Here is a 23898-nt window from a genome sequence, read left to right on the forward strand (position 1 = left end):
GCCCGGCCGCTGAGGTCGCCGCGCCGACCGCGAGGGCGCGGGCGAACCGGCGGGTCGCGGGTCAGCGACGGAGCTCGACCGCGGCGACCCAGGCCAGCGCGAGCGCCTTCGACCACCCGTCGTCGAACTCCGTCCGCTCGGCGAACGCCGTCGCCGCCGCCTCGGCGCCGGCCCGCGAGGCGAGGGCCGCGTAGCCCTGCACGTAGTCGCCCAGCGGACCCGTGAACGCCGCGTCCCCGGCATCCGCCACGTTCCGCGCGACGCGAGCGGGGTCGCGGCCGAGGTACTGCAGCGACACCGGGCCGAGTGGCATGGTCTGGATGCCGAGGATCGCCGACGGGTCGGCGCTGAACCACGTGGCGTAGTCGCGCTTCGCGCTCCACGTCAGCGACGCGATCGAGTGGGCGTACGCCTCGGGCAGGTCGCCGGGCTCGAGCCACAGTGACAGCGCGGCGTCGGCCTCGCTCGACAGCAGCCAGGTCGCCTCGTCGGCGAGCGCCGCGTCGCCCGACGCCTGCGCCCACAGGGCGAGCCCGTTCCAGGCCGCGACCGCCTCGGAGCTCGACTCCTGGTCGTTGCCGTCCGCGAAGGGCGAGAGCCCGGCCGCCCACGAGTGGCCGCGGTAAGGGTCGAACACCCGCAGCGGCGCGATGCCGCCGCCGTCGCTTCCCGCTGCGACGTCGGCGGCGAGAGCGTCCATGACGGGCCGGAGCGTGTCGACGAGGTCCGGGCGCAGGTTCCCCAGCACCCCCGCCGCGAACAGGAAGTAGCCGTAGTGGAAGTGGTGGTCGTTGCCGTCCTCCGACCCGAAGCCGCTCTCGCGTCCGACGACGAGGTGCAGCACGTCGTCGAAGACGAAGCACCTACTCGCGCGCGTGGCGCAGCCGCCGGTCTCGAGCCACGGCGCGAGCTCGTCGGCGAGGCGGGCGGCCGCGGCATCCGTCAGCGTGTCGTCGCCGAGCGCACGGCCGAGCGCGGCGAGCGACGCCAGCCGCGCGAGCGCCTTGCCGCCGTAGTACGTGTCGGCGGGGAGCGCCGTCGTGGCCTGCAGATCGGCCGTCGCCTGGCGCGCGAGCGTGTCGCGGGTCGCGTCGTCGAGGTCGGCGAAGTCGTAGTCGGATGCCGCGGTCAGCGCCGGCACGCTCCATTCCAGCCGGGTGGCGGCGCAGGCGGGCGCCGGGCCGTACGCGGTCGCGAAGGTGCCGAGGTCGCAGGATGCCGCGGCGTCGCGACCCGCGAACGGCACGACGACGGTGCGGTCGGTGCCGGTGTAGTCCAGGCGGGTTGTGACGGTGTCGCCCCGCGCGGTGTGCGTCGTCTCGACCCCCGTGACGGGATCGCCGATCGCCGCGGCCCACGCGGCGGGGTCGGCGCCCGTCGGCAGACCGGCGATCTGCAGCGACGCGCCCGCCGACACCGTGACCGTCGACCCGTCGACCCGGGCGTCGCCCCGCAGCAGATAGGTGACGCCGTCGGCCGTGGCCGTCCACGCGCCGTCCGACAGCGGAACGGGCGGGGCGCTGAGCGTGATGTCGAGGTCGCGCGACGCGGTCAACGCGACGACGGGCGACCCCTCCGCGAGGGTCACCCGGGCGGCCTCGCCGTCGGCGCTCGCATACGCGACGGTCACCGACACCGGGTCGGCGCGCACGATCTGAAGGCCCGTCGCGCCGAACCCGAGCGACAGCCCGCCGGTGAACCCCGCCGTGATCGTCGTGGCGGTCGCGCTGACCGGCGGCACCTGCACCGTCAGCCCGTCGTCGCGCGGCGCCACGGCCAGCGGGTACGGGTAGATCGGCAGCAGGTCGGCCGAGAAGGCGAGGCTCGAGTACCAGCGGCTCGTCGGCGGGGTGAGGCCGTCGGCGACCCGCAGCGGGGTCGCGGCGGAGAGGTGCTCCACCGGCAGCTGCGCGATCGCGGCGGATGCCGCGGGCGCCGGCGTCGCGCGCGGCGCGGTCGCGGCATCCGTGCACGCCGCGAGCGTCACGACCACGACGGTCGCCACGGCCGCGAGGGCGGCGAGGCGACCGGAGCGCACCGTCACAGGCCGAGCCGCCGCAGGAAGTCGCGCATCGCGTCGCCGAGGCCGGCGAGCGGCCCGTCGTCGCGCAGATGCAGCGTCGCGACGACGGGGGTGCCAGGGCGGTACAGGCCGCCGATCTTCTCGTGTGCGAGAGCCGTGCTGACGACCGTGATCGTCGATGCGGCCTGCCCGTCGACCGTCTCGACCTCGACGGCGTCCACGACGCCCGACAGGGTCGTGTCGTTCGGCAGCTGCAGGTCGACGCGGCTGCCCTGCGCGATGCGGCCGTAGTCGCGCGGCGTCAGGGTGAAGCGTGCGGCGACCTCCATGCTGCCGTCCTGCTCGACCGTCGCGACCTCGGTGCCGCCGCCGACGAAGTCGCCGACCGGTGCCGTCACCGACGCGACGGTGCCGTCGACGGTCGCGACGACGTCGTAGGTGCCCGCCTTCGCGTCGACCCCGTCGAGGTCGGATGCCGTGATGACCTCCGATTCGAGGTCGCGCACGAGCTGGGGGCTCCGCACGGTGAACATCACGTCGCCCGCGCTGACGGCATCCCCCACTTCGACGTCCTGCGCGACGACCGTGCCCGCATAGGAGGCGCCGACGGAGAAGACCTCCGCCGTGATGCTCGCGCTGCTGCTGCGCGCCGAGCTCTGCCGCTGGGTGAACACGAGCGTGCACGCGCCGACGATCGCGACCACGACGACGAAGCCCAGCAGCAGCTTCAGCCGGTTCGCCCACGTCATCGCACACCCCCCGGCTCGAGCACCCGTTCTCGCGGTGCGGGGCGGGCGACGATCGTGCGGAACTCGGCCGGGGGCGTCGGGACGACGGCGGATGCCGCGGCGCGCTGCCCGCGCCCCGCCTGCTCACGGAGGGCTGCGCCGATGAAGAGCGCCAGGATCGCGGTGTTGGTCACGTTCCAGGCGGTCGCGATGCTGGGCGCGCCGTTCTCGATGTCGCGGAGCACCGCGACGACCGAGGTGAGCAGCAGGAACACGAAGAAGAGCACCTGCGGCACGATGAAGTTGAAGGGCGACCGGGTGCTGCCGCTGCCCGTGACGTGCCAGCCGACGTCCTTCCCGGTGAGCACGTTCCAGAGCGCCTTCGTATAGATCGGGAACGACACCGTCGCCAGCGTCAGGGTCTCCCACCGGAAGGCGCCCATCACGAACCACGCGAGGATGATCTGCATCGCGTAGAAGCCGAGGTAGTACATGACCCAGGTGCCGGCGCTGATGGTGAGGTTCATGGGGCGCAGGTCGAAGTAGATCTCCAGCGGCGGCACCAGCAGGAGCAGCAGCGGGCAGATGCCGGTGAGATAGAACGTCGCGGTGACGAGGTACTGGATGCGCTGGTCGCCGGTGAGGCGGCGTCTCGGGCTCAGCGGGTTGTGCGTCAGGAGGATCTCGAAGCCGCCGGTCGCCCAGCGCAGCTGCTGCTTGCTGTAGCCCTCGATCGTTTCGGGGGCGTCCCCGACCGCCAGCACGTCGGAGACGTAGACCGAGCGCCAGCCGCGCTCGTGCAGGGTCAGCGCGGTCCAGACGTCCTCGGACTTCGAGTCGGTGTGGACGCCGCCGATCTCGTCGATCGCCGCGCGGCGGAAGATGACGTTCGTGCCGACGCAGAACGCGGCGTTGAAGCGATTGCGGCCGCGCTGCACGAACCGGTAGAAGACGGTCTGCATGTACGCCGCGCCGCGCGCGACGATCGTGTGAAGGTTGCCGTACGCCTGCGGGGTCTGCACGAACGCGACGGCGTCGTCGGCGAAGAACGGCACGGTCTCGATGAGGAAGTCGGGGTCGGGCACGAAGTCGGCGTCGAAGATCGCGAACAGGTCGCCCTTCGCGATCGACAGCGCGTGATTGATGTTCCCGGCCTTCGCCCCGTTCGAGCTCAGCCGGCGCACGTACCACGCACCCAGCTGCTCGGCGACGTCCTTCACGTCGTCGGATCGGCCGTCGTCGAGCACCCAGGTCCGGTGTGCGCCGCGCATCGCGACGGCGGCGGCGATGGTCCGCCGCACGGTGGCGAGATCCTCGCCGTAGACCGTGATGAACACGTCGATCAGCTGCGGTGTGCCGGCGATGTGCATCGTGTCGTCGCCGTCGGTCTGGTGCGGCAGCAACACGCGTTACGCGTCGTGGTACTCGAAGTTCCGCGGTTCGTACCCGGAAGCGAGGATCGTCCACATCGACAGCAGGGCCTGGAAGACGAGGATCGACTCCGCGACGATCACCATGCCGTACGGCAACAGGTCGCCGCGGTGGCTCGGGTCGAGGAGGAAGAGCATGTACGCCACGACCCCGATGGTCGCGATCACCGACACGAGCACGAACAGAGCGGAGGTCTCCGCGATGCGCACCGCGTTTCCGCGGGCATCGTACGTCGTCAGGTTGCTGCCAAGCGCTGTCGCCATCGGAATCCCCCCGGACCGTGTCGATCGATCACGGCGGCGACGTCGGCGCTGCGTGTCGTTCCAGAATGCGCCGCCGGTTCGACGAGCAGATTCCGCCGTTGTGAACAGTGCGTGACGATCGGCTGGGTGCCGGATGAGGGATCGCTCGGTGCCGGTGGCGATCTCGCCGCGCACCTCGGCGGGAGACGGTGGCCGGCGGCGACGGGCCGGGCGCGCGGCGCTCGGTAGGCTGAACCGCATGCCCGTGACCCTGCTCGGCGCGACCGAGATCCGCGCCCTCGCCGCCGAGCTCGAGGTCACCCCGACCAAGAAGCTCGGCCAGAACTTCGTCGTCGACGCGAACACCGTGCGCAAGATCGTGCATGTCGCGGAGGTGTCGGCATCCGACCGAGTCGTCGAGGTGGGGCCGGGTCTCGGATCGTTGACCCTCGCGATCCTCGAGACGGATGCCGCGGTCACCGCCGTCGAGATCGATCACCGCCTCGCCGAACGGCTGCCGGTCACCGCCGCCGCCCACGGCGTTCCCGCCGGAGCGCTGACCGTCGTGGACGCCGACGCGCTGCGCGTGACCGAGCTGCCCGGCGACCCCAACGTCCTCGTCGCGAACCTGCCGTACAACGTCTCCGTTCCGGTGCTGCTGCACTTCATGGAGCACTTCCCCGGCATCGAGCGCGGCGTCGTCATGGTGCAGGCCGAGGTGGGGGAGCGCCTTGCCGCACCTCCCGGGTCGAAGGTGTACGGCGCGCCGAGCGTCAAGGCGGCCTGGTACGGCCCGTGGCGGCTCGCCGGAACCGTCTCGCGGCAGGTGTTCTGGCCGGTGCCGAACGTCGACAGCGTGCTCGTGGGCTTCCACCGCGACCCGCAGCCGCGCGGCGACGACAGCCTCCGCCGCCAGACGTTCCAGATCGTGGATGCCGCCTTCCAGCAACGCCGCAAGATGCTGCGGCAGGCCCTCGCCCCCGTGCTCGGCGGGTCGTCCGCCGCCGCGAGCGAAACCCTCGCCGCTGCCGGCGTCGACCCGACGGCGCGCGGGGAGCAGCTCACGATCGACGACTTCGTCGCGATCGCCCGTGCGGCGGGCGCCGTCGCTAGCCTGGAGGGGTGACCGAGACCGAGAACCGCTTCCCGCCCTCGCGCGGGGGAGACCTCCACCGCCCCTACTCCGCCGCCGCCGACCGGTACGACGGCACCCGCTACCGCCGCGTCGGCACGAGCGGGCTCTACCTGCCGCCCCTGTCGCTGGGCCTGTGGTGGAACTTCGGGGACAACATCCCGTTCGACAACCAGCGTGCGCTCCTGCGTCACGCCTTCGATCGCGGCATCACGCACTTCGACCTCGCCAACAACTACGGCCCGCCCTACGGGTCGGCCGAGACGAACTTCGGCCGCATGATGCGCGAGGACTTCGCCCGCTACCGCGACGAGCTGATCATCTCGTCGAAGGCCGGCTACGACATGTGGGAGGGCCCCTACGGGCAGTGGGGCTCGCGCAAGTACCTGCTCGCGAGCGCCGAGCAGTCCCTCACGCGGATGTCGCTCGACTACGTCGACATCTTCTACTCGCACCGCTACGACCCCGACACTCCGCTCGAGGAGACCATCGGGGCGCTGGACACCCTCGTCCGCCAGGGCAAGGCGCTCTACGTCGGGATCTCGTCGTACTCCGCGGAGCGCACCGTCGAAGCCGCCGCCATCGCCCGGTCGCTGGGCACGCCGCTGATCATCCACCAGCCGGCGTACTCGATCCTCAACCGCTGGGTCGAGGACGGCCTGACCGGCGTCCTCCGGCAGGAGGGGATGGGCGCGATCGCGTTCACCCCGCTCGCGCAGGGACTGCTGACCGACAAGTACCTCGGCGACGGCACGGCCGAGCGTGCCCAGCAGCGCACGTCGCTGCCGGGACGCCGGCTGAGCGACGAGGCCCTGTCGGTCCTGCGCAGCCTCAACGTCATCGCGCAGGAGCGCGGGCAGACGCTCGCCCAGCTCGCGATCCAGTGGGTGCTGCGCGACGAGGTCGTCGCCTCTGCCCTCATCGGCGCGTCCCGCCCCGAGCAGCTCGACGAGAATCTCGCCGCCCTGTCCGGTCCCGCCTTCGACACCGAGGAGCTGGAGCAGATCGACGCGCTCTCGGACCGCATCGACGTCGACCTCTGGGCCCGCTCGGCGACCGCGTGAGCCTCGCGACCCCGACCGCCCGCCGCGTGCACGCGCGTGCACCCGGAAAGCTCAACGTCGCCTTCGACGTCGGCGACGTGCAGCCCGACGGGTACCACGACGTCGCATCCGTGTACCAGGCCGTCTCGGCGTACGAGGACGTGTGGGCGACGACGACGCCGGATGCCGACGCGTACACGATCGCCGTATCCGGCGACCTCGACGTCAGCGGTGTGCCGCTGGACGGCTCGAACCTCGCCGTGCGCGCGGCGCGGCGCCTCGCGCAGCACGTGGGGTACACCGGCGGCATCCATCTGGACATCCGCAAGGGCGTTCCCGTCGCCGGCGGCATGGGGGGAGGGTCGGCGGATGCCGCGGCCGCCCTCGTCGCCGTCAACGAGCTGCTCGGTGAAGGGCTCAGCACCCTGGAGCTCCAGCAGCTGGGCGCCGAGCTCGGCGCCGATGTCCCGTTCGCCGTTCTCGGCGGAACGGCGATCGGGACCGGTCGCGGTGACGAGCTCGCCCCCGCTCTCGTGCGGGGACGCTTCGACTGGGTGATCGTCCTCAGCCGGCGCGGCCTGTCGACGCCGGCCGTGTACGGCGAGCTCGACCGGCTGCGCGCCCTGCCCGACATCGCCCCGGCGCACGGCGCACCGCGGGTCGATCCGGCCGTGCTTCAGGCGCTGCGCGCCGGCGACCCGGCGGCCCTCGCCGACGCCCTCCGCAACGACCTGCAGGCCGCCGCCCTGTCGCTGCGCCCCGACCTCGCCGACGTGCTGCGCACGGGGGAGGATGCCGGCGCCCTCGCGGGGCTCGTCTCCGGGTCCGGGCCGACCGTCGCCTTCCTCGCCACCGACGAAGACGGCGCCCGCGACCTCGCGAACGACCTGTCCGAGTACGGGATGCAGGCGTTCCCGGTGCACGGACCGGTGCCCGGCGCCCGCGTCACCACCCCCTGACCTCCATCCGCCGCCCTGTCGAACGGAGCATCATGACCGATCACCGCCGCCACCACCACGACGCGTCGCTGGACCGCACCATGACCGACGCGCTCGCCGCCGACGGTCTCGAGGTGCGTCGCGTCGACGACACCGCCCGCGCCGAGACCGATCCGTGGCTCGAGGCCGTGGCGCGCGGCTTCCTCGACGGCGAGCGCAACGACGACCAGCGGCAGGCCTTCTTCGACCGCACCGCCTACCGGCGCAAGCTGGGCGTCTTCGACGCCTCGGCGCCCCAGCCCGAAGTGCCGGTCGCCACGTTCGCCTCCTGGGCCACCGACCTCACGCTCCCGGGTGGGATGCTGCCGGCGTGCGCCATCAGTTCGGTGACCGTCGCCCCGACGCACCGGCGCCGCGGCATCCTCCGGCGGCTCATGGCGGGCGAGCTGCGCACGGCACTCGAGCGCGGCCTCCCGGTCGCCGTGCTGACCGTGAGCGAGTCCACGATCTACGGCCGGTTCGGCTTCGCGCCGGCCGCCGCGGCGGCCCAGTGGAAGATCGACGTGCGCCGCGCCGGCTGGATCGGGCTCGACGCCCCCGGCCGCATCGACTTCGTCACCCGCGAGCAGGGGCGCGGGATCGCCGTCGAGCTCCATGAGCGGGTGCGCCGGGACTCGCCCGGCGAGATCGAGATGCCCGGCGGCCACTGGGACCGCTACTTCGGCACCCGTCCCGACGCCGAGAAGGCCGATCAGCTGCGGGTCGTGCAGTACCGCACGCCCGCCGGTGGGATCGACGGGGTGGCGGTGTACCGCGTCACGGAGGATCACGCCGAATTCACGGCATCCGTCGTCGACATCTCGCTGCTCGTCGCCGCGACCGACGAGGCCTACGCGGGTCTCTGGCGGTTCTTCCTGTCGCTGGATCTCATCGGCACGATCAACGTCTCCGAGCTGTCCACCGCCGAGCCGCTGTGGTGGATGATCGCCGACCAGCGGGCCGCCACGATCACGGTGCGCGACCACCAGTACGTGCGGATCCTCGACGTGCCCGCGACCCTCGCCGCGCGCCGCTACGACGTCGCGGACACCCTGGCGCTCGAGGTCGCCGATCCGCTCGGCATCGCGGACGGCACGTTCGTCCTGGCGACGGATGCCGACGGCACCGCCACCGTCGACCCGGTGGACGATCCGCCGGTCGGCGTGCCGTTCGTGCGGCTCGGCGTCGCGGAGCTGTCGGCCGTCCTCCTCGGCGGGGTGTCATCGGTCACGCTCGCCCGCGCCGGCCGGATCGCCGCCGACGACCCGGCACGCGTGGCGCGTCTGTTCGCGTGGCCGACGGCGCCGCGCCTCAGCTTCTGGTACTGACCGCGGCGTCCCCGCCGTCACCGCTCGCGTAGCCTGGAGCGGACATGGCGCATCTGCTCGGGGCTGAGGCCCTTCACCTGGAATTCCCCACCAAAGTCGTCTTCGACGGCGTCTCGCTCGGCGTCGACGAGGGCGACCGCATCGGCATCGTCGGCCGCAACGGCGACGGCAAGTCGAGCCTCATGGCCATGCTCGCCGGTCGCCTGCAGCCGGATGCCGGGCGGGTGACGGTCCGCTCCGGCGTGCGCGTCGGGGTGCTCGACCAGGGCGACACGCTCGATGACGACCTCACGATCGCGCAGAGCATCGTCGGCGACCGCGCCGAACACGAGTGGGCCGGCGACCCCGGCGTCCGCGACGTCATCTCCGGTCTCGTCGGCGACCTCGACTGGGACGGCCCGGTCGCCGGGCTCTCCGGCGGGCAGCGCCGCCGCGTCGCGCTCGCGCGCCTCCTCGTCGAAGACTGGGATGTGCTCGCGCTCGACGAGCCGACCAACCATCTCGACGTCGAGGCGGTCGCCTGGCTCGCCGCGCATCTGAAGCGGCGGTGGTCCCCGGCATCCGGAGCCCTGCTCGTCGTCACGCACGACCGCTGGTTCCTCGACGAGGTCTGCACCCGCACCTGGGAGGTGCACGACCGCATCGTGGAGCCGTTCGAGGGCGGATACGCGGCGTACATCCTGCAGCGCGTCGAGCGCGACCGGCAGGCCGCCGTCATCGAGCAGCGGCGCCAGAACCTCGCGCGCAAGGAGCTCGCCTGGCTGCGCCGAGGCGCGCCGGCCCGCACGGCGAAGCCGCGGTTCCGCATCGACGCCGCCAACGCCCTCATCGCCGACGTGCCCGAGATCCGCGACAAGGTGCAGCTGCAGTCGCTCGCGGTGACCCGGCTCGGCAAGGACGTCGTCGACCTTCTCGACACGGGGGTCACCTACCCGTCGACGGGCTCAGGGCCGGCGCGCGAGGTGCTGCGCGACGTCACGTGGCGCATCGCGCCGGGGGAGCGCACCGGCATCCTCGGCGTCAACGGCGCCGGAAAGTCGACGCTGCTGGGGCTCGTGGCCGGCACCGTCGAACCGACGAGCGGACGCGTCACGCGCGGCAAGACCGTGAAGGTCGCGACCCTCACGCAGCGGATGGACGAGCTCGACCCTCACCTGAACGATCCGGTGCGCGTCGTCATCTCGGGACTCCGCACGAGCTACACGATCGGCGCCGGGTCGAAGGCGACCGAACTCACACCCGGACAGCTGCTGGAGCGGATGGGCTTCAGCTCGGCGCAGCTGTCCACCCCCGTGAAGGACCTCTCCGGCGGGCAGCAGCGCCGCCTGCAGCTGCTGCTGATCCTCCTCGACCAGCCGAACGTGCTGATCCTCGACGAGCCGACCAACGACCTCGACACCGACATGCTCGCCGCGATCGAGGACCTGCTCGACTCCTGGGCCGGCACACTCCTCGTCGTCAGCCACGACCGGTACTTCCTCGAGCGCGTCACCGACCAGCAGTACGCCGTTCTCGCCGGACCGGACGGCGCCGGCCGCCTGCGCCACCTCCCCGGCGGGATCGACGAGTACCTGCGGCTGCGCGAACTCGAGCGGGGTCTCGGCGCGCAGAGCGGGTCTCGCGGACAGGCCGCCGCCGCCCCGGCATCCGCCCCCGCCCTCGCCGGGGCAGACCTCCGGGCCGCGCAGAAGGAGCTCGCTGCGGCGGAGCGGCGCATCGAGAAGCTGACGGCGCAGGCAGATGCCGCGCGCACCGCGCTGGCCGACCACGACCAGTCCGACTACGTGGGGCTCGGCGAGAAGATGAAGGCGATCGGCGAGCTCGACGCCGAGATCGCGGCCCTCGAAGAGCGCTGGTTCGTCCTCACCGAGCTCCTCGGCTGAACCCGCCGCCGCGGGAAGCGCGCGTCAGGTGTCGAAGCTCAGGCTGAGCTTGCGCAGCAGCCCCGCGAGCCGCTCCCGGTCGCTCCGGGACAGCACGCCCAGCAGCACCGCCTCGGCGTCGACGAGGCGCGTGATCGCGGCATCCACCCGCGTCCGGCCCTCCTCGGTGAGCGTCACCAGCACGCTGCGGCCGTCGGCGGGATCGGCCTCGCGTCGCACGAGACGCCGACCCACGAGCCGGTCGATCCGGTTCGTCATGGTGCCGCTGGAGACGAGGGTCTGCTGCAGCAGCTGCTTCGGGCTCAGCTGGTACGGCTCGCCCGCCCGCCGGAGCGCCGACAGCACATCCCACTCCCAAGGCTCGAGGTCGCTGCGGCGGAACGCCTCGCGCCGCGCCCGGTCGAGGTGGCGGGAGAGCCGGTCGACGCGCGACAGCACCTCCAGCGGCGAGAAGTCGAGGTCGGGGCGCTGCGATCCCCATGCGTCGACGATCCGGTCGACCTCGTCGTGCTCAGCAGCCATCCCCCCATTATCGTGGGGGCGATCGGGCCGCGCTGGACGGCGGATGCCGAGGAGATGGCGGATTCCGAGGAGGGGAAGCCGTCATCGCGTCCTCGGAATCCGACTTTCTCCTCGCCATCCTGCACTCCCGCGCCGTGGCAGACTGGTCCGGGCATGCTCGCCGTCTCGCGGGCGTGCGGTCCGCCGTGGTGTAACGGCAGCACGACAGCCTTTGGAGCTGTGAGGCCCAGGTTCGAATCCTGGCGGCGGAGCATGACGAATACCACACTGGACACCTCGCTCGCCGTCGTGATCCTCGCCGCAGGTCAGGGCACCCGGATGCGGTCGGCGCTGCCGAAGGTGCTGCACCGCATCGGCGGCCGCCCGCTCGTCGGGCACGTGCTCGACACTGCGCGCGACCTCGCGCCCGGCCACGTGCTCGTCGTCGTGCGCCACGAGCGCGACCAGGTCGCGGAGGCGGTGACCGGCATCTCCGACGAGGTGGTCGTCGTCGATCAGGACGAGATCCCCGGCACGGGCCGCGCCGTCGAGGTCGCGCTCGGCGCCGTACCCGACTTCGACGGCGACGTGCTCGTGCTCTCCGGCGACGTGCCGCTGCTGGATGCCGACACGCTCGCCGCCCTGGTGCGCGATCACCGCGCCTCCCGCGCCGCCGTGACGCTGCTGTCGGCCGTGCTCCCCGACGCGACCGGCTACGGCCGCGTCATCCGCGGCGCCGACGGCACCGTCGAGCGCATCGTGGAGCAGAAGGACGCGACGGATGCCGAGGCCGCCGTCACCGAGATCAACGCGGGGGTCTACGTCTTCCAGGCCGCCGCCCTCCGCGAGCACCTCGCCGACGTCGGCACCGCCAACGCGCAGGGCGAGAAGTACCTCACCGACGTGATCGGGCTCGCCCGCCGCGCGGAGCGGACGGTCACGGCATCCCTCGTCGCCGACGTCACCCTCACGCTCGGCGTCAACGATCGCGCGCAGCTCGCCGAAGCCGGGCGGCTGCTGAACGCGCGCACGGTGCGCCGGTGGCAGCTGGCGGGCGCGACGATCCAGGACCCGGCCACGACGTGGATCGACGTCACCGCGACCCTCGCCCCCGACGTGACGGTGTTGCCGAACACGCACATCCTGCGCGCGACGGCCGTCGCCGCCGGCGCGACGATCGGCCCCGACACGACGCTGGAAGACTGCGAGGTCGGCGAGAACGCCGTCGTCCGCCGCGCCGACGCGACCCTCGCCGTCATCGGCGCCGGTGCCACCGTCGGCCCGTTCGCGTACCTCCGGCCCGGCACGAAGCTCGCCGCCGGCGGCAAGATCGGCACGTTCGTCGAGACGAAGAACTCCACGATAGGCGAGGGCAGCAAGGTGCCGCACCTGTCCTACATCGGCGACACCACGATCGGCCGCGGGGTCAACCTCGGCGCCGGCGCCATCACCGCCAACTACGACGACATCGCCAAGCACCGCACGGAGATCGGCGACGAGGTGCACTCCGGCTCGCACAACGTGTTCGTCGCGCCCGTTAGGATCGGAGATGGCGCCAAGACCGGCGCTGGCGCGGTGATCCGCAAGGACGTCCCGGCCGGCGCGCTGGCATTGAGTGTCGCCCCTCAGCGCAACGTCGAGGGGTGGGTCGAGAATCACCGACCGGGGACGGCCGCGGCCACAGCCGCCGCCCGAGCCCGGTCCGCACAGAAAGCGGACGATGGGGCACAAGAAGAACACGGTTGATCTCGACGTCGAGCGCGGCATCGCGCCGGGGCTGGTCGCCAAGACCAAGAAGCGCCTGGTCGTCGCGAGCGGCAGCTCTCACCCGGCCCTGGCCGAAGAGGTCGCGCTGGCCCTCGGCACGAAGCTCGTGCCCACCGAGCACCGCACCTTCGCCTCCGGCGAGATCCTGACCCGCTTCGAGGTCTCGATCCGCGGCTGCGATGCGTTCATCATCCAGTCGTTCGGCCCGCCGGTGAACGAGTGGCTCATGGAGCTGCTCATCATGCTGGATGCCGCCAAGCGCGCGTCCGCGAAGCGGATCACCGTCGTGGCCCCCTACTACCCCTACTCCCGGCAGGACAAGAAGGGCCGCGGCCGCGAGCCGATCAGCGCGCGCCTCGTCGCGGACCTGCTGAAGACCGCCGGCGCCGACCGCGTCATGAGCGTCGACCTGCACGCCGCGCAGATCCAGGGGTTCTTCGACGGTCCCGTCGACCACCTCTTCGCCAAACCCGTGCTGTTGGAGTACTTCAAGGACAGCCTGTCGCCCGAGGACCGCGACAAGCTCACGGTCGTCTCGCCCGACACCGGCCGCGTGCGCGTCGCCGACCAGTGGTCGGACTCCCTCGGCGCTCCGCTTGCCATCATCCACAAGCGCCGCGACCCGAACGTCGCGAACCAGGTGACCGTCAACGAGATCGTCGGACACGTCGCTGGGCGCGTGTGCCTCCTCGTCGACGACATGATCGACACCGGCGGCACGATCGTGAAGGCCGCGCAGGCGCTCAAGGCCAACGGCGCCGAGCGCGTCATCGTCGCGGCCACCCACGCGATCTTCAGCGACCCCGCCACCCAGCGCCTGCAGGACGACTCGATCGACGAGGTCGTCGTCACCGACACCGTCCCGCTGCCGCCGGAGAAGCGGTTCGACTCGCTCACCGTGCTGCCGATCGCGCCGCTGCTCGCGCGCGCGATCAAAGAGGTCTTCGAGGACGGGTCGGTCACAAGCATGTTCGGCGGCGACGCCTGACCGCTGCGCCGGCAGGCCGTCCGCATCGGATGCTGTAGATTCACGCTATGGCCGACATCCTCACCGACGCCCAGCTCACCGTCGCGCGGCCCTACGCGCTCGACGCCGCCGAGGTGCGTGAGGCGCTGCAGGTCGGCGCGGACGGACTGACGGCCGACGAGGCCGCGGCGCGCCGCGAGATCGCCGGACCGAACCTCCTGCCGGAGGCGAAGCGCACACCCGGCTGGCTGCGCTTCCTGTCCCACTTCAACGACACCCTCATCTACATCCTGCTGGCCGCCGCGGCCATCAAAGCGGTCATGGGGGACTGGCTCGACTTCTGGGTCATCATGGCCGTCGCGGTCATCAACGCGGTCATCGGCTACGTGCAGGAGGGGCGGGCCGAGAAGGCGCTGGCCGGCATCCGCGGCATGCTCTCGGCCGATGCCACCGTCCGCCGCGACGGCACGTGGACGACGATCGCCGCCGCCGATCTCGTGCCGGGCGACGTCGTGCGGCTCATGCCGGGCGACAAGGTGCCCGCCGACGTGCGGCTCGTCGAGGCGACGCAGCTGCGCATCGACGAAGCCGCCCTCACCGGCGAGTCGGTGCCGTCGTCCAAGCAGACGGCATCCGTCGCCTCCGACGCCGGTGTCGGCGACCGTGCCTCGATGGCCTTCTCGGGCACGATCGTCTCGGCCGGTCAGGGCATCGGTGTCGTCACCGGCACGGGAGCGGCCACCGAGATCGGCAAGATCCAGGCGCTCGTCGGCGAGGCGGGATCGCTCGACACGCCGCTGACGAAGCAGCTCGACGGCTTCGGCAAGGTGCTGACCCTCGTCATCCTCGGCATGGCGCTGGTCATGATGCTGATCGGCCGGTACCTGCACCAGATGCCGATGCCCGAACTGATCTCGGCGACGATCGGCTTCGCCGTCGCGGCGATCCCCGAGGGACTTCCGGCGCTCGTCACGATCACGCTCGCGATCGGCGTGCAGCAGATGGCGCGGCGCAACGCCATCACCCGCAAGCTCCCCGCCGTCGAGGCGCTCGGGTCGGTCACGACGGTGTGCTCGGACAAGACCGGGACGCTCACGAAGAACGAGATGACGGTCCGCCGCATCGTGACCCCCGTCGGCCGCTACGAGGTCTCCGGGCTCGGCTACCAGCCCGACGGCGGCATCACCCCGGCCGGCGGTCGCGACCTCGCGGCGATCCTCGCCGTCGCGGACCTCTGCAACGACGCCGAGCTCTCACCCGACGGCGAGGGCGGCTGGCGCCTGGTCGGCGAGCCCACCGAGGGGGCGCTCAAGGTCGCGGCGATGAAGGGCGGGGTGACGGATGCCGGGACGAAGCGCCTCGCGGTCATGCCGTTCGACTCCGCGAACAAGTTCATGGCGACCCTCAACGAGGCCGGCGACGGCGCCCGCGTGATCCTCGTCAAGGGTGCGCCCGACCGACTGCTGGACCGGTCGCTGACACAGCGCGGCGGCGACGGCTCCGAGCCGGTGGACCGATCGTTCTGGGAAGCGGCGATCGACGAGCTCAGCGGCCAGGGACTGCGTGTCCTCGCCGCCGCCCGCAAGCCCACGCGTGACGACGAGCTGAGCGAGAGCGACCTGGTGGACCTGGAGTTCCTGGGGCTCTGGGGCATCGTCGACCCGCCGCGCCCCGAGGCGATCGAGGCGATCGCGGACTGCCATGCCGCCGGCATCCGCGTGAAGATGATCACCGGCGACCACGCCGGCACGGCCGTCGCCATCAGCCGCGAGATGGGACTGCTCCCCGCGGCCGGCTCCGTAGGCGACGCCGAGGTGCGCGTCCTCACCGGCGCCGAGCTCGAGGCGCTCAGCCAGGAGCAGCTGAAGGCGGTCGTCCGGGACGTCGACGTCTACGCCCGCACGAGCCCGGAGCACAAGATCCGCATCGTCCGGGCGCTGCAGGCACACCACGAGGTCGTCGCGATGACGGGCGACGGCGTCAACGACGCGCCCGCCCTGACGCGCGCCGATGTCGGAGTGGCGATGGGCATCAAGGGCACCGAGGCCACGAAGGAGGCGGCCGAGATCGTCCTAGCCGACGACAACTTCGCCACAATCCGCAGCGCCATCGCCGAGGGGCGGCGCATCTACGACAACCTGCGCAAGTCGGTCGTCTTCTTGCTGCCGACCAACGGTGCGCAGTCGCTCGTGATCCTCGTCGCGGTGCTGTTCGGGCTCACGCTGCCGCTCACCCCGGTGCAGGTGCTGTGGGTCAATATGGTCACCGCCGTGACCCTGTCGCTCGCACTCGCGTACGAGCCGGCCGAGCGCGGCATCATGACCCGCCCGCCACGCGCGCCGGGCGGGTCGATCATCTCGGGACGCGAACTCGGGTTCGTCCTCATGGTGTCGCTGCTCATCGGCGGCGCGACGCTCGCCGTGTTCGGCAGCTCGCTCGCGCGGGGCGCCGACCTCGAGGTCGCCCGCACGGAGGCCGTCACGATGCTCGCGCTCGGGCAGCTGGCGTATCTGCTGAACTGCCGGTTCCTCGCGCGGACCTCGCTCACCGCCGATGTGCTGCGGGGCAACCCGGTGATCTGGTGGTCGGCGCTCGTGCTGATCGTGCTGCAGGCCGGCTACATCTACCTGCCGTTCATGAACGACCTCTTCGCCTCGGAGCCGGTGGACCTCGTGGGCTGGCTGCTGCCGATCGGGATGTCGGTTCTGGTGTTCCTCGTCGTCGAGGCGCTCAAAGCGCTGCGTCGCGGCCGCACCGCCGCGCCCGCACTCAATGCAAACGCATAGGTCTTCCCGAGCGTTCACCGCCGCCACGCGGGTTAGCGTGGAACGCGACCGGCCGCCGGATGCCGGGCCGACCCTCACCGCAGGGCACGACAGAAGGAGGACCATCATGATCCGCACCACCGCCGTCCCCGCCACCCGCCGCACGCGCGCCTCGGCCCGCGCGGGCATCGCCGCCGCATCCGTGCTCGGGGTCATCACACTCGCCGGCTGCGCCTCGGCCGCCGACGCGGAGGAGAGCGCGTCGACCCAGACCGACGCGGCAACGCCCGCCGCGACCGCGTCGGCGGGCGAGCAGAGCGGCTCGGCGGGCGGGACCATCGACGGCGCGTACGCCGACGGCACCTACACCGCCGACGGCTCGTATGCGACACCCGAATCGGTCGAGACGATCACGGTGACCGTGACACTCGAGGACGACGTCATCACGGACGTCGAGGTCACCGGCAACCCCACCAAGCGGGAGTCCGAGCAGTATCAGAGCAAGTTCATCGGGGGCATCTCCGCGGAGGTCGTCGGCAAGAACATCGACGAGATCTCGGTCTCGCGCGTCGCCGGCTCCTCGCTGACCAGCGGCGGGTTCAACGAGGCGATTCAGGCGATCAAGGCCGAAGCGGCCGCGTGATGCACGCCGCGGGCCGACCGGTGACGACCTCCGCCGAGGCGGGGGCGTCGGCGGCCGGGGCGGGGTCCCCACCGGCGAGGTCCGCGGTTGAACGGCCGCGGCAGCGCTGGGAGTTCGCCGCCATCGGCACGGTGTGGCGCATCGACACCGCCGCGCCCCTGGATGCCGCCGCCCGCACCGCGGTCACCGCGCTGATCGACGCCTTCGACCGCGACTGGTCGCGCTTCCGCCCCGACTCCCTCGTCACCCGGCTCGCCGCCGGCGGAACGGCAGACGCGCCGGCCGCGGATGCCGTGGCCATGCTCGACCTGTTCGCCGCGGCATCCGCCGCCACCGACGGCGCCGTCAACCCCCTCATCGGCGACGCGCTCGCGCGCCGCGGCTACGACGCCGGGCACGGGTTCGTCGACCGCGGCGCGCAGCCCGCCCCGGCCGCGTGGCGCGACCTGCTGCGCTGGGACGACGGCATCCTGAGCCTTTGCGCACCGGCGACGATCGACGTCGGCGCGCTCGGCAAGGGGCGACTCGTCGACCTCGTGCTCGCCGAGGTGCGCCGCCGGGTCGTCGGCGCGGTGACCGTCGACGCGAGTGGTGACATCGCCGTGGCCGGTGCCACCGAGCGCATCGCGCTGGAGCATCCGTACGATCCGACGCGCGCGATCGGCGTGTGGGATGTGCGCGACGCCGCCCTGTGCGCCTCCGCGACGGGGCGTCGCGCGTGGCCGGGAGCGGACGGGGCCGGGCTGCACCATGTGCTCGACGCCCGCACCGGCGAGCCGGTGCGCACGATCGCGGCCACATGGGCGCGGGCCGCGGACGCGATCACCGCCGACGCGGTCGCGACGACGCTGTTCTTCGACGGCGGTCCCCGCTTCGCGGCCGAGCGCGACGCGCAGTGGGTGCGGATGACCACCGACGGCCGCGTAGAGTGGTCGCCCGGCAGTACGGCAGAGTTGTTCCTGTGATGTCTTCCCTCACCGTCGTCTGGAACCGCGTCTTCGCCGTCGTCGGGCGGGTCTCGATGTACCGGCTCGTCGTGCTGGCCCTCGCCGCCCTCGCCGCCATCGCGTTCGCGCTGTCGTTCTTCGGCCTCGCCGGCCCCACGCCGGGGGAGCTCCTGGCCGCGCTGGCAGTGCTGGCGGCGGCGTGCGCGGCGACGGATGCCGTGGCCCACCGCATCCTCGGCACTCCCTGGCGCTGGGAGTCCTCGGTCATCACGACGCTCATCCTGCTGTTCGTGCTGCGGCCGACCCTCGACCCGCTGGGCCTCGTGGGGCTCGCTGTCGCCGGGGTCGTGGCGTCGGCATCCAAGTACCTGCTCGCCTGGCAGGGCCGGCACATCTTCAACCCCGCGGCGGTCGGCGCGGCGGTCCTCACGGTGCTGAGCGTCTGGCTGCCCGATCTCGGATCGTCGTCGTGGTGGGTCGGGACGCCGAGCCTCGCCGCGCCCGTCATCATCCTGGGGCTCGTCGTGCTGGTGCGCACCGAGAAGGTGCGTGTCGTGGCGGTGTTCGTCCTCATCGCGTGCGCCGTCGCATTCGTGCGCACCTCGGTGCAGTACCAGCAGGTGGGGCTCGAGCTCGACGGTGCCACCGTGCTCTGGCAGATCCTGTGGTCTTCGCCCTTCCTCTTCCTCGGGGCGTTCATGCTCTCCGAGCCGCTGACGCTCCCGCCCCGGCGCTGGCAGCAGTTCACCGTCGCGGCCCTCGTCGGCGTGCTGGCCGGCTGGCCGATCGACGTCGGGGAGGTGAGCCTCGGGCAGGAGCGCGCGCTGCTCATCGGCAACCTGCTGGCGTTCGCCTTCGCGGTGCGCGCCGCCGTCCGGCTGACCTACCTCGGCCGCATCCCGCTGACCCCGACGGTTCGCGAGCTCGCGTTCCGCGCCGAACGGCGGTTCCGTTTCGTCGCGGGGCAGTATCTCGAGCTCGAGGTGCCGCACCCGCATCCCGACGCGCGCGGCACGCGGCGGGAGTTCTCCATCGTGTCGGCGCCGGAGGAGCTGCCCGAGGTGCGCATCGCGCTGCGGGAGGGTTCGCAGTCGAGCTACAAGAAGGCCCTCGCCGCCGTCGAACCCGGGCAGACGCTCGCGGTGACGGGCGTGTGGGGCGACTTCGTGCTGCCCACGCGGCCGATGGCGCCCGTGCTGATGGTGGCGGCCGGCATCGGCGTGACGCCCTTCGTCTCGCAGCTGCGGCACCAGCGGCTGTCGGGGGAGGATCGCGACATCGTCTTCGTCTACGTCGCCTCGGATGCCGAGGAGCTCGCCTTCCGCCAGGATCTGGAGGATGCCGGCATCCCCGTCATCGTGTTCACCCGCAACGAGCCGGCCACCCTCCCGCCGCACTGGCGCTGGGCCAAGGGCGTGCGCCTGGACGCCGACGGCCTGCTGCAGGTGGTCCTCGACATCGGGGCGCGTCACGCCTTCATCTCCGGCCCGCCCGGACTCATCGCCGACCTCGCTCCCGCGCTGGAGCGGGCGCGCTCCCTCACGACCGACGCGTTCTCCGGCTACTGAGCCGCCCCGGCCCGGGCGCCCCCGCGACGTGGTCACATCGTCGCCGGAAGATAGGTGTCATGATCGACGGCTTGGGGTGCCGTGAGGTGGTCGTTTGCGCCACTTGTTTGCGCGCTGGGTGGGATAGGTGTCGCGATCGACGGCTTCGGGCGGGGTGAGGTGGTCGTTTGCGCCACCTGTTTGCGCTGGGTGGGATAGGTGTCGTGATCGACCACTTCGGGCGCCGTGAGGTGGTCGTTTGCGCCACTTGTTTGCGCGCTGGGTGGGATAGGTGTCGCGATCGACGGCTTCGGGCGGGGTGAGGTGGTCGTTTGCGCCACCTGTCTCGCGAGGCCTCAACCGGGCCAGCCGTGGCGCCGCAGCGCGTCGGCGATGATCTGCGGGGCACTGGGCCGCGGCCCGCGGACCTGTGTGCTCACGAGTCTGATCACCTCATACCCGAGCCGGACGTATGCCGCGTGCTTCTGCAGGTCGCGGAGCCACTGCCGTCGGCTGACCCGGTGATGGTCGCCCTCGATCTCCACGAGCGTCCGGTACCCCGGGTGGGCCGCGTCGGCGATGCCGACGAGCGCGCCGTCGGGCGTCCGGATCTCGACGTCGAGGTCGGGCTCCGGGAGTCCGGCGTCCTGGCACGTCAGCCGGAAGTCCGTCTCGACGGCCGATCCACTTCCGACGCGGATGTCGCTCAGGGCGGCCAGCAGACGCCCCCGATGGCGTCTTCCGGGCGCCATCGCCGCGGACCGCAGCTGCTCGATCGTGGCGTGCTGCGCGTCCGGCATCGGTCGTCCCCGCTCGTCGCGTGGGATGCGCACGATCGCATCGCCCAGGATCACCAGCTCGCGATGCGTCAACTCTCCGCCGAGCATCGCCCAGATCGACGCCGGGCTCGCGACGCGCACGCCGTCGATCTCACGCGTGCTCACCAGCTGCGGGGCGATCTTCGTTCCACGGATACCACGGCCACGCGGAGCGCGCTGCGGCGCGACCACGCCGACGCAGAGTTCCTCCGCGACGGGGCACGGCAGCATCAGGAGCGCGGCGGCCGATCGCCCCGCAACGAAGGCGTGCGCCGGCGCTACCTGGAAGTACGCCTGCGCGTCGGACAGGACGCGGGCGTGCTCGGCTCGATCCGCCGCGAGGGGGTCCGCGTCATGGGCCGATTCGGATGCCGGCGGCGCAGGAGCCGGCATCCGCCTGCGCACCCCGTGGTAGGGACGCTCGAGGTCGTGCGCGCGGAGCCGGCTGGTGGTGTGACCCTGCGCGAGAGCGTCGGCGACGGTGAAAGTCGCTCCGAGGCGGGCGCTGAGCGGTCGAGGTGTGATCGGCATCCTGCGAGGATGACGCCTGCGGCGCGCCTGTGGGGCTCGACCTCCCCGCTCTGTGGATGACCCGCAGACATCGCGGCCTGGGGAGAGGGCGGCGGCGCGCGCCGCCGCACTCCAGAAAAGGGGGCGCGATCTGCGGGCTCACCGAGGTTCAGGTGGTCGATTGCGCCACCGAAACCCCGACCGAGCGCGAGACCCCGCGCGAGCCCGAGACCCCGACTCAGGATGCCGGGGTCGCGGGCCGTGCTGGCAGGCGCACCTCGAACACCGTCGCGCCGGGCTCGCTGTCGACGGTGATGGCGCCGTGGTGGGCCGTCACGATCGCCTTCGCGATCGACAGACCGAGCCCGGTGCCACCGGTCTGACGCGCTCGGGAGGTGTCGGCGCGCGCGAAGCGCTCGAACAGCTCGTCGGCGATGGCGGGGTCGATGCCCGGCCCGTTGTCGGCGATCCGCACGACGGCCTCGCCGTCGGCGACCTCGACGCTCGCGACGATGCGGGTGCCTGCCGGCGTGTGCACCCGCGCATTCGTCAGCAGGTTCGCGACGACCTGGTGCAGCCGCACCGCGTCGCCCGCGACGACAACGGGCTCCTCCCCGGCATCCAGCTCCCACTCGTGCTCGGGGCCAGCGGCCTGCGCGTCGGCGACGGCGTCGACGACGACGCGGGTGAGATCCACGGCGCCGTAGACGAGTTCCTTGCCCTCGTCCAGGCGCGCCAGCAGCAGCAGATCCTCCACGAGCGTCGTCATCCGAAGGGATGCCGCCTGAATGCGCTCCAGTCCCTGCTGCGACTGGTCCGCGGTCGCTGCGAGCTGCGCCGTCGTCGCGCGGTCGCCGGCGTCGCGCGACAGCTTCAGCGAGCGCAGCGACAGCTCCGAGTAGCCGCGGATCGCGGCGAGCGGCGTGCGGAGCTCGTGACTCGCGTCGGCGACGAACGCCCGCATCCGCTCCTCGTTGCGCTGGCGGGCGGCGAGGGAGGTGTCGACGTGATCGAGCAGCGTGTTCAGCGCCGCGCCGACCCGGCCGATCTCGTCGGAGGCGTCGGCTTCGGAGGCCGGCACCCGCTCGGTGATGGTGACATCGCCCGAGTCGAGACGCTGCGCGGCGACCCGCGCCGCCGTGTCGGCGACCGAGCGCAGCGGCTTCAGGGACTGTCGGATGACCAGGGCGAGAAGCGCGGCGAGCACCAGCAGGCCGCCGACGGTCAACAGGGCCACGGTCGTGAGGATCTGCGCGACCGTCGAGGTCAGTTCCGAGGTCGGCATGCCGACGAGGTAGAACACCCCGCCCGCCGTGCCCTGGAACTTGACGCGATACTCTCCGACGTCCGCGACCGGCAGTGTTCCCCAGCCCTGCTCGTCGACGCCTTGCGGCATGAGGGCGGAGATCTCGCTCTGCGTCAGCTCCACGACGTTGCCGTCGTGGTCGACGTACGCGCCGGAGAGCCCGCTGAAGGTCTGGAGCACGAGCAGGGTGCCGTTCTCCTGCCGCCCCGCGCTCAGCACGTCGCCCGCCGTGCTGCCGGGCTGGATCATCCGCTGGACGATGTTGGAGGCCTCTGACACCTGCGCGTTCAGGTTCTCGACCATGATCGAGCGCAGGATGGTCCCCGTCGCGAACCCGACCCCCACCAGGATCAGCGCGACGAAGGAGACGACTGTGACGATGAGGCGGGTCTGCAGGCTCCAGCGATGCCGGGCGCGCGGGGCGTCCCGCGCGTCGGTCACGGCCGGGGCGGTGCTCACTGCGGCGCTTTGATCATGTAGCCGACGCCGCGCACCGTGTGGATGAGCGGCTCACGGCCGGCGTCGATCTTCTTGCGCAGGTACGAGATGTAGAGCTCCACGACCGAGGAGCGCCCGCCGAAGTCGTAGTTCCAGACGCGGTCGAGGATCTGCGCCTTCGATACGACGCGGCGCTGGTTGCGCATGAGAAAGCGCAGCAGTTCGAACTCCGTCGCCGTCAGCTCGATCTCGGTGCCCGAGCGCTCGACTTCGTGCGAGTCCTCGTTGAGGGTCAGGTCGCCCACCCGCAGGATCGGGTCGGCGCCCTCCGCCATCGCCGTCCCGGCGCGGCGCATGAGCCCCCGCAGTCGCGCCACGACCTCCTCGAGGCTGAACGGCTTCGTGACGTAGTCGTCGCCGCCGGCGGTGAGTCCGGCGACGCGGTCCGCCACGGCATCCTTCGCGGTGAGGAAGAGCACCGGCACATCGTTGCCCGCGTGGCGCAGCCGTTGCAGGACGGACATGCCGTCGAGGTCGGGCATCATGATGTCGAGCACCATCGCGTCGGGGTCGAACTCGCGCGCCTGGGCCAGGGCGTCGAACCCTGAGCCGGCGCTGCGGACCTCCCACCCCTCCATGCGCAGGGCCATCGACAGCAGGTCGGTGAGCATCTGCTCGTCGTCGACGACGAGCACGCGCAGCGGCGAGCCGTCGGAGCGGTGAAGGGCGGCAGTGGGGGCGGGAGCGGTCATGTCCTCCATTCTCATGACGTCTCTGTGGAATGGCTATGGCTACGGCTATGGGAAACCTATGGATCAGGCGAGGATGCCGCCCCGCACCCGGCACGCGAGGCGGGCGCAGGCCATAGGTTCCGCATAACCGCGACCGAGGATCCGCATCAC

19 protein-coding genes and 1 tRNA gene are annotated in these 23898 nt (G+C 72.0%); 12 read left to right on the top strand and 8 right to left on the bottom strand.

Features of this window, described 5'->3' with window-relative positions:
• Nucleotides 1-61 precede the first annotated feature (61 nt).
• The 4 genes from ACPYN4_RS09585 to ACPYN4_RS09600 are packed head-to-tail and all read right to left on the bottom strand — an operon-like array spanning nt 62 to nt 4445.
• A complete protein-coding gene (locus ACPYN4_RS09585; protein WP_239281707.1) occupies nt 62-2044 on the bottom strand; it encodes a glycosyl hydrolase in 1983 nt (660 codons plus the stop codon).
• The gene (locus ACPYN4_RS09590; RefSeq protein WP_239281709.1) at nt 2041-2772 is read right to left on the bottom strand and encodes an HlyD family efflux transporter periplasmic adaptor subunit; all 732 of its coding nucleotides are present in this window, start codon (nt 2770-2772) and stop codon (nt 2041-2043) included. The genes ACPYN4_RS09585 and ACPYN4_RS09590 overlap by 4 nt, the downstream gene beginning before the upstream one ends.
• On the bottom strand, nt 2769-4157 hold the full coding sequence (locus ACPYN4_RS09595) for a glycosyltransferase (protein ID WP_424446236.1): 1389 nt from the start codon (nt 4155-4157) through the stop codon (nt 2769-2771). The genes ACPYN4_RS09590 and ACPYN4_RS09595 overlap by 4 nt, the downstream gene beginning before the upstream one ends.
• Nucleotides 4158-4160: 3 nt before the next feature.
• Nucleotides 4161-4445, bottom strand: coding sequence for a hypothetical protein (locus ACPYN4_RS09600; protein ID WP_424446237.1), 285 nt, complete (start codon nt 4443-4445; stop codon nt 4161-4163).
• A gap of 238 nt (nt 4446-4683) precedes the next feature.
• Here ACPYN4_RS09600 and rsmA point away from each other — a divergent pair, with 238 nt between their 5' ends.
• Genes rsmA through ACPYN4_RS09625 form a run of 5 tightly spaced genes read left to right on the top strand, consistent with a single transcriptional unit; the run spans nt 4684 to nt 10787 of the window.
• Nucleotides 4684-5550 carry a 16S rRNA (adenine(1518)-N(6)/adenine(1519)-N(6))-dimethyltransferase RsmA gene (gene rsmA / locus ACPYN4_RS09605; RefSeq protein ID WP_281652864.1) on the top strand — a complete coding sequence of 289 codons (867 nt, stop codon included), beginning with the start codon at nt 4684-4686 and terminating at the stop codon, nt 5548-5550.
• Complete coding sequence (locus tag ACPYN4_RS09610) at nt 5547-6620, top strand: aldo/keto reductase (RefSeq protein ID WP_424446238.1); 1074 nt, start codon at nt 5547-5549, stop codon at nt 6618-6620. Before rsmA ends, ACPYN4_RS09610 begins: the two co-directional genes overlap by 4 nt.
• The gene (locus tag ACPYN4_RS09615) at nt 6617-7558 is read left to right on the top strand and encodes a 4-(cytidine 5'-diphospho)-2-C-methyl-D-erythritol kinase (protein WP_239281715.1); all 942 of its coding nucleotides are present in this window, start codon (nt 6617-6619) and stop codon (nt 7556-7558) included. Before ACPYN4_RS09610 ends, ACPYN4_RS09615 begins: the two co-directional genes overlap by 4 nt.
• A 32-nt stretch (nt 7559-7590) precedes the next feature.
• Entirely contained in the window at nt 7591-8904 is a 1314-nt protein-coding gene (locus tag ACPYN4_RS09620; protein WP_239281717.1) for a GNAT family N-acetyltransferase, read from the top strand.
• A 44-nt stretch (nt 8905-8948) separates the two neighbouring features.
• On the top strand, nt 8949-10787 hold the full coding sequence (locus ACPYN4_RS09625; protein ID WP_239281719.1) for an ABC-F family ATP-binding cassette domain-containing protein: 1839 nt from the start codon (nt 8949-8951) through the stop codon (nt 10785-10787).
• A 24-nt stretch (nt 10788-10811) separates the two neighbouring features.
• On the opposite strand, the gene ACPYN4_RS09630 is transcribed toward ACPYN4_RS09625, so the two are convergent.
• Nucleotides 10812-11309, bottom strand: a complete 498-nt coding sequence (locus ACPYN4_RS09630) for a MarR family winged helix-turn-helix transcriptional regulator (protein ID WP_239281721.1) — start codon at nt 11307-11309, stop codon at nt 10812-10814.
• A 179-nt stretch (nt 11310-11488) separates the two neighbouring features.
• On the opposite strand from ACPYN4_RS09630, the gene ACPYN4_RS09635 reads away from it, so the two are divergent.
• From ACPYN4_RS09635 to ACPYN4_RS09665, 7 genes are all read left to right on the top strand, one after another.
• Nucleotides 11489-11560: transfer RNA gene (locus ACPYN4_RS09635), tRNA-Gln, on the top strand.
• 1 nt (nt 11561) lies between these two features.
• A complete protein-coding gene (glmU, locus tag ACPYN4_RS09640; RefSeq protein WP_424446239.1) occupies nt 11562-13034 on the top strand; it encodes a bifunctional UDP-N-acetylglucosamine diphosphorylase/glucosamine-1-phosphate N-acetyltransferase GlmU in 1473 nt (490 codons plus the stop codon).
• Complete coding sequence (locus ACPYN4_RS09645) at nt 13009-14043, top strand: ribose-phosphate diphosphokinase (protein ID WP_239281726.1); 1035 nt, start codon at nt 13009-13011, stop codon at nt 14041-14043. The genes glmU and ACPYN4_RS09645 overlap by 26 nt, the downstream gene beginning before the upstream one ends.
• A 47-nt stretch (nt 14044-14090) precedes the next feature.
• The gene (locus tag ACPYN4_RS09650) at nt 14091-16808 is read left to right on the top strand and encodes an HAD-IC family P-type ATPase (protein ID WP_239281728.1); all 2718 of its coding nucleotides are present in this window, start codon (nt 14091-14093) and stop codon (nt 16806-16808) included.
• 106 nt (nt 16809-16914) lie between these two features.
• On the top strand, nt 16915-17430 hold the full coding sequence (locus ACPYN4_RS09655; protein WP_239281729.1) for an FMN-binding protein: 516 nt from the start codon (nt 16915-16917) through the stop codon (nt 17428-17430).
• A 122-nt stretch (nt 17431-17552) separates the two neighbouring features.
• On the top strand, nt 17553-18395 hold the full coding sequence (locus ACPYN4_RS09660) for an FAD:protein FMN transferase (protein WP_315550415.1): 843 nt from the start codon (nt 17553-17555) through the stop codon (nt 18393-18395).
• Nucleotides 18395-19945 carry an FAD-dependent oxidoreductase gene (locus ACPYN4_RS09665; RefSeq protein ID WP_424446240.1) on the top strand — a complete coding sequence of 517 codons (1551 nt, stop codon included), beginning with the start codon at nt 18395-18397 and terminating at the stop codon, nt 19943-19945. The genes ACPYN4_RS09660 and ACPYN4_RS09665 overlap by 1 nt, the downstream gene beginning before the upstream one ends.
• Nucleotides 19946-20280: 335 nt before the next feature.
• On the opposite strand, the gene ACPYN4_RS09670 is transcribed toward ACPYN4_RS09665, so the two are convergent.
• From ACPYN4_RS09670 to ACPYN4_RS09680, 3 genes are all read right to left on the bottom strand, one after another.
• The gene (locus tag ACPYN4_RS09670; protein ID WP_424446241.1) at nt 20281-21273 is read right to left on the bottom strand and encodes a hypothetical protein; all 993 of its coding nucleotides are present in this window, start codon (nt 21271-21273) and stop codon (nt 20281-20283) included.
• 217 nt (nt 21274-21490) lie between these two features.
• Entirely contained in the window at nt 21491-23017 is a 1527-nt protein-coding gene (locus ACPYN4_RS09675; RefSeq protein WP_424446242.1) for a sensor histidine kinase, read from the bottom strand.
• On the bottom strand, nt 23014-23748 hold the full coding sequence (locus tag ACPYN4_RS09680; RefSeq protein WP_424446243.1) for a response regulator transcription factor: 735 nt from the start codon (nt 23746-23748) through the stop codon (nt 23014-23016). Before ACPYN4_RS09680 ends, ACPYN4_RS09675 begins: the two co-directional genes overlap by 4 nt.
• Nucleotides 23749-23898 lie beyond the last annotated feature (150 nt).

This window comes from Microbacterium sp. CH-015 (assembly GCF_049707015.1).
GTDB classification, from domain to species: Bacteria; Actinomycetota; Actinomycetes; order Actinomycetales; family Microbacteriaceae; genus Microbacterium; species Microbacterium aurum.

Excerpts from the sequence above, each read along its gene's own strand:
- ACPYN4_RS09670 (WP_424446241.1), bottom strand. The coding sequence starts at position 21,273 with ATGCCGATCACACCTCGACCGCTCAGCGCCCGCCTCGGAGCGACTTTC.
- ACPYN4_RS09600 (WP_424446237.1), bottom strand. The coding sequence starts at position 4,445 with ATGGCGACAGCGCTTGGCAGCAACCTGACGACGTACGATGCCCGCGGA.
- ACPYN4_RS09620 (WP_239281717.1), top strand. The coding sequence starts at position 7,591 with ATGACCGATCACCGCCGCCACCACCACGACGCGTCGCTGGACCGCACC.
- ACPYN4_RS09625 (WP_239281719.1), top strand. The coding sequence starts at position 8,949 with ATGGCGCATCTGCTCGGGGCTGAGGCCCTTCACCTGGAATTCCCCACC.
- rsmA (WP_281652864.1), top strand. The coding sequence starts at position 4,684 with ATGCCCGTGACCCTGCTCGGCGCGACCGAGATCCGCGCCCTCGCCGCC.
- ACPYN4_RS09655 (WP_239281729.1), top strand. The coding sequence starts at position 16,915 with ATGATCCGCACCACCGCCGTCCCCGCCACCCGCCGCACGCGCGCCTCG.
- ACPYN4_RS09590 (WP_239281709.1), bottom strand. The coding sequence starts at position 2,772 with ATGACGTGGGCGAACCGGCTGAAGCTGCTGCTGGGCTTCGTCGTCGTG.
- glmU (WP_424446239.1), top strand. The coding sequence starts at position 11,562 with ATGACGAATACCACACTGGACACCTCGCTCGCCGTCGTGATCCTCGCC.
- ACPYN4_RS09645 (WP_239281726.1), top strand. The coding sequence starts at position 13,009 with ATGGGGCACAAGAAGAACACGGTTGATCTCGACGTCGAGCGCGGCATC.
- ACPYN4_RS09665 (WP_424446240.1), top strand. The coding sequence starts at position 18,395 with ATGTCTTCCCTCACCGTCGTCTGGAACCGCGTCTTCGCCGTCGTCGGG.
- ACPYN4_RS09680 (WP_424446243.1), bottom strand. The coding sequence starts at position 23,748 with ATGACCGCTCCCGCCCCCACTGCCGCCCTTCACCGCTCCGACGGCTCG.
- ACPYN4_RS09630 (WP_239281721.1), bottom strand. The coding sequence starts at position 11,309 with ATGGCTGCTGAGCACGACGAGGTCGACCGGATCGTCGACGCATGGGGA.
- ACPYN4_RS09650 (WP_239281728.1), top strand. The coding sequence starts at position 14,091 with ATGGCCGACATCCTCACCGACGCCCAGCTCACCGTCGCGCGGCCCTAC.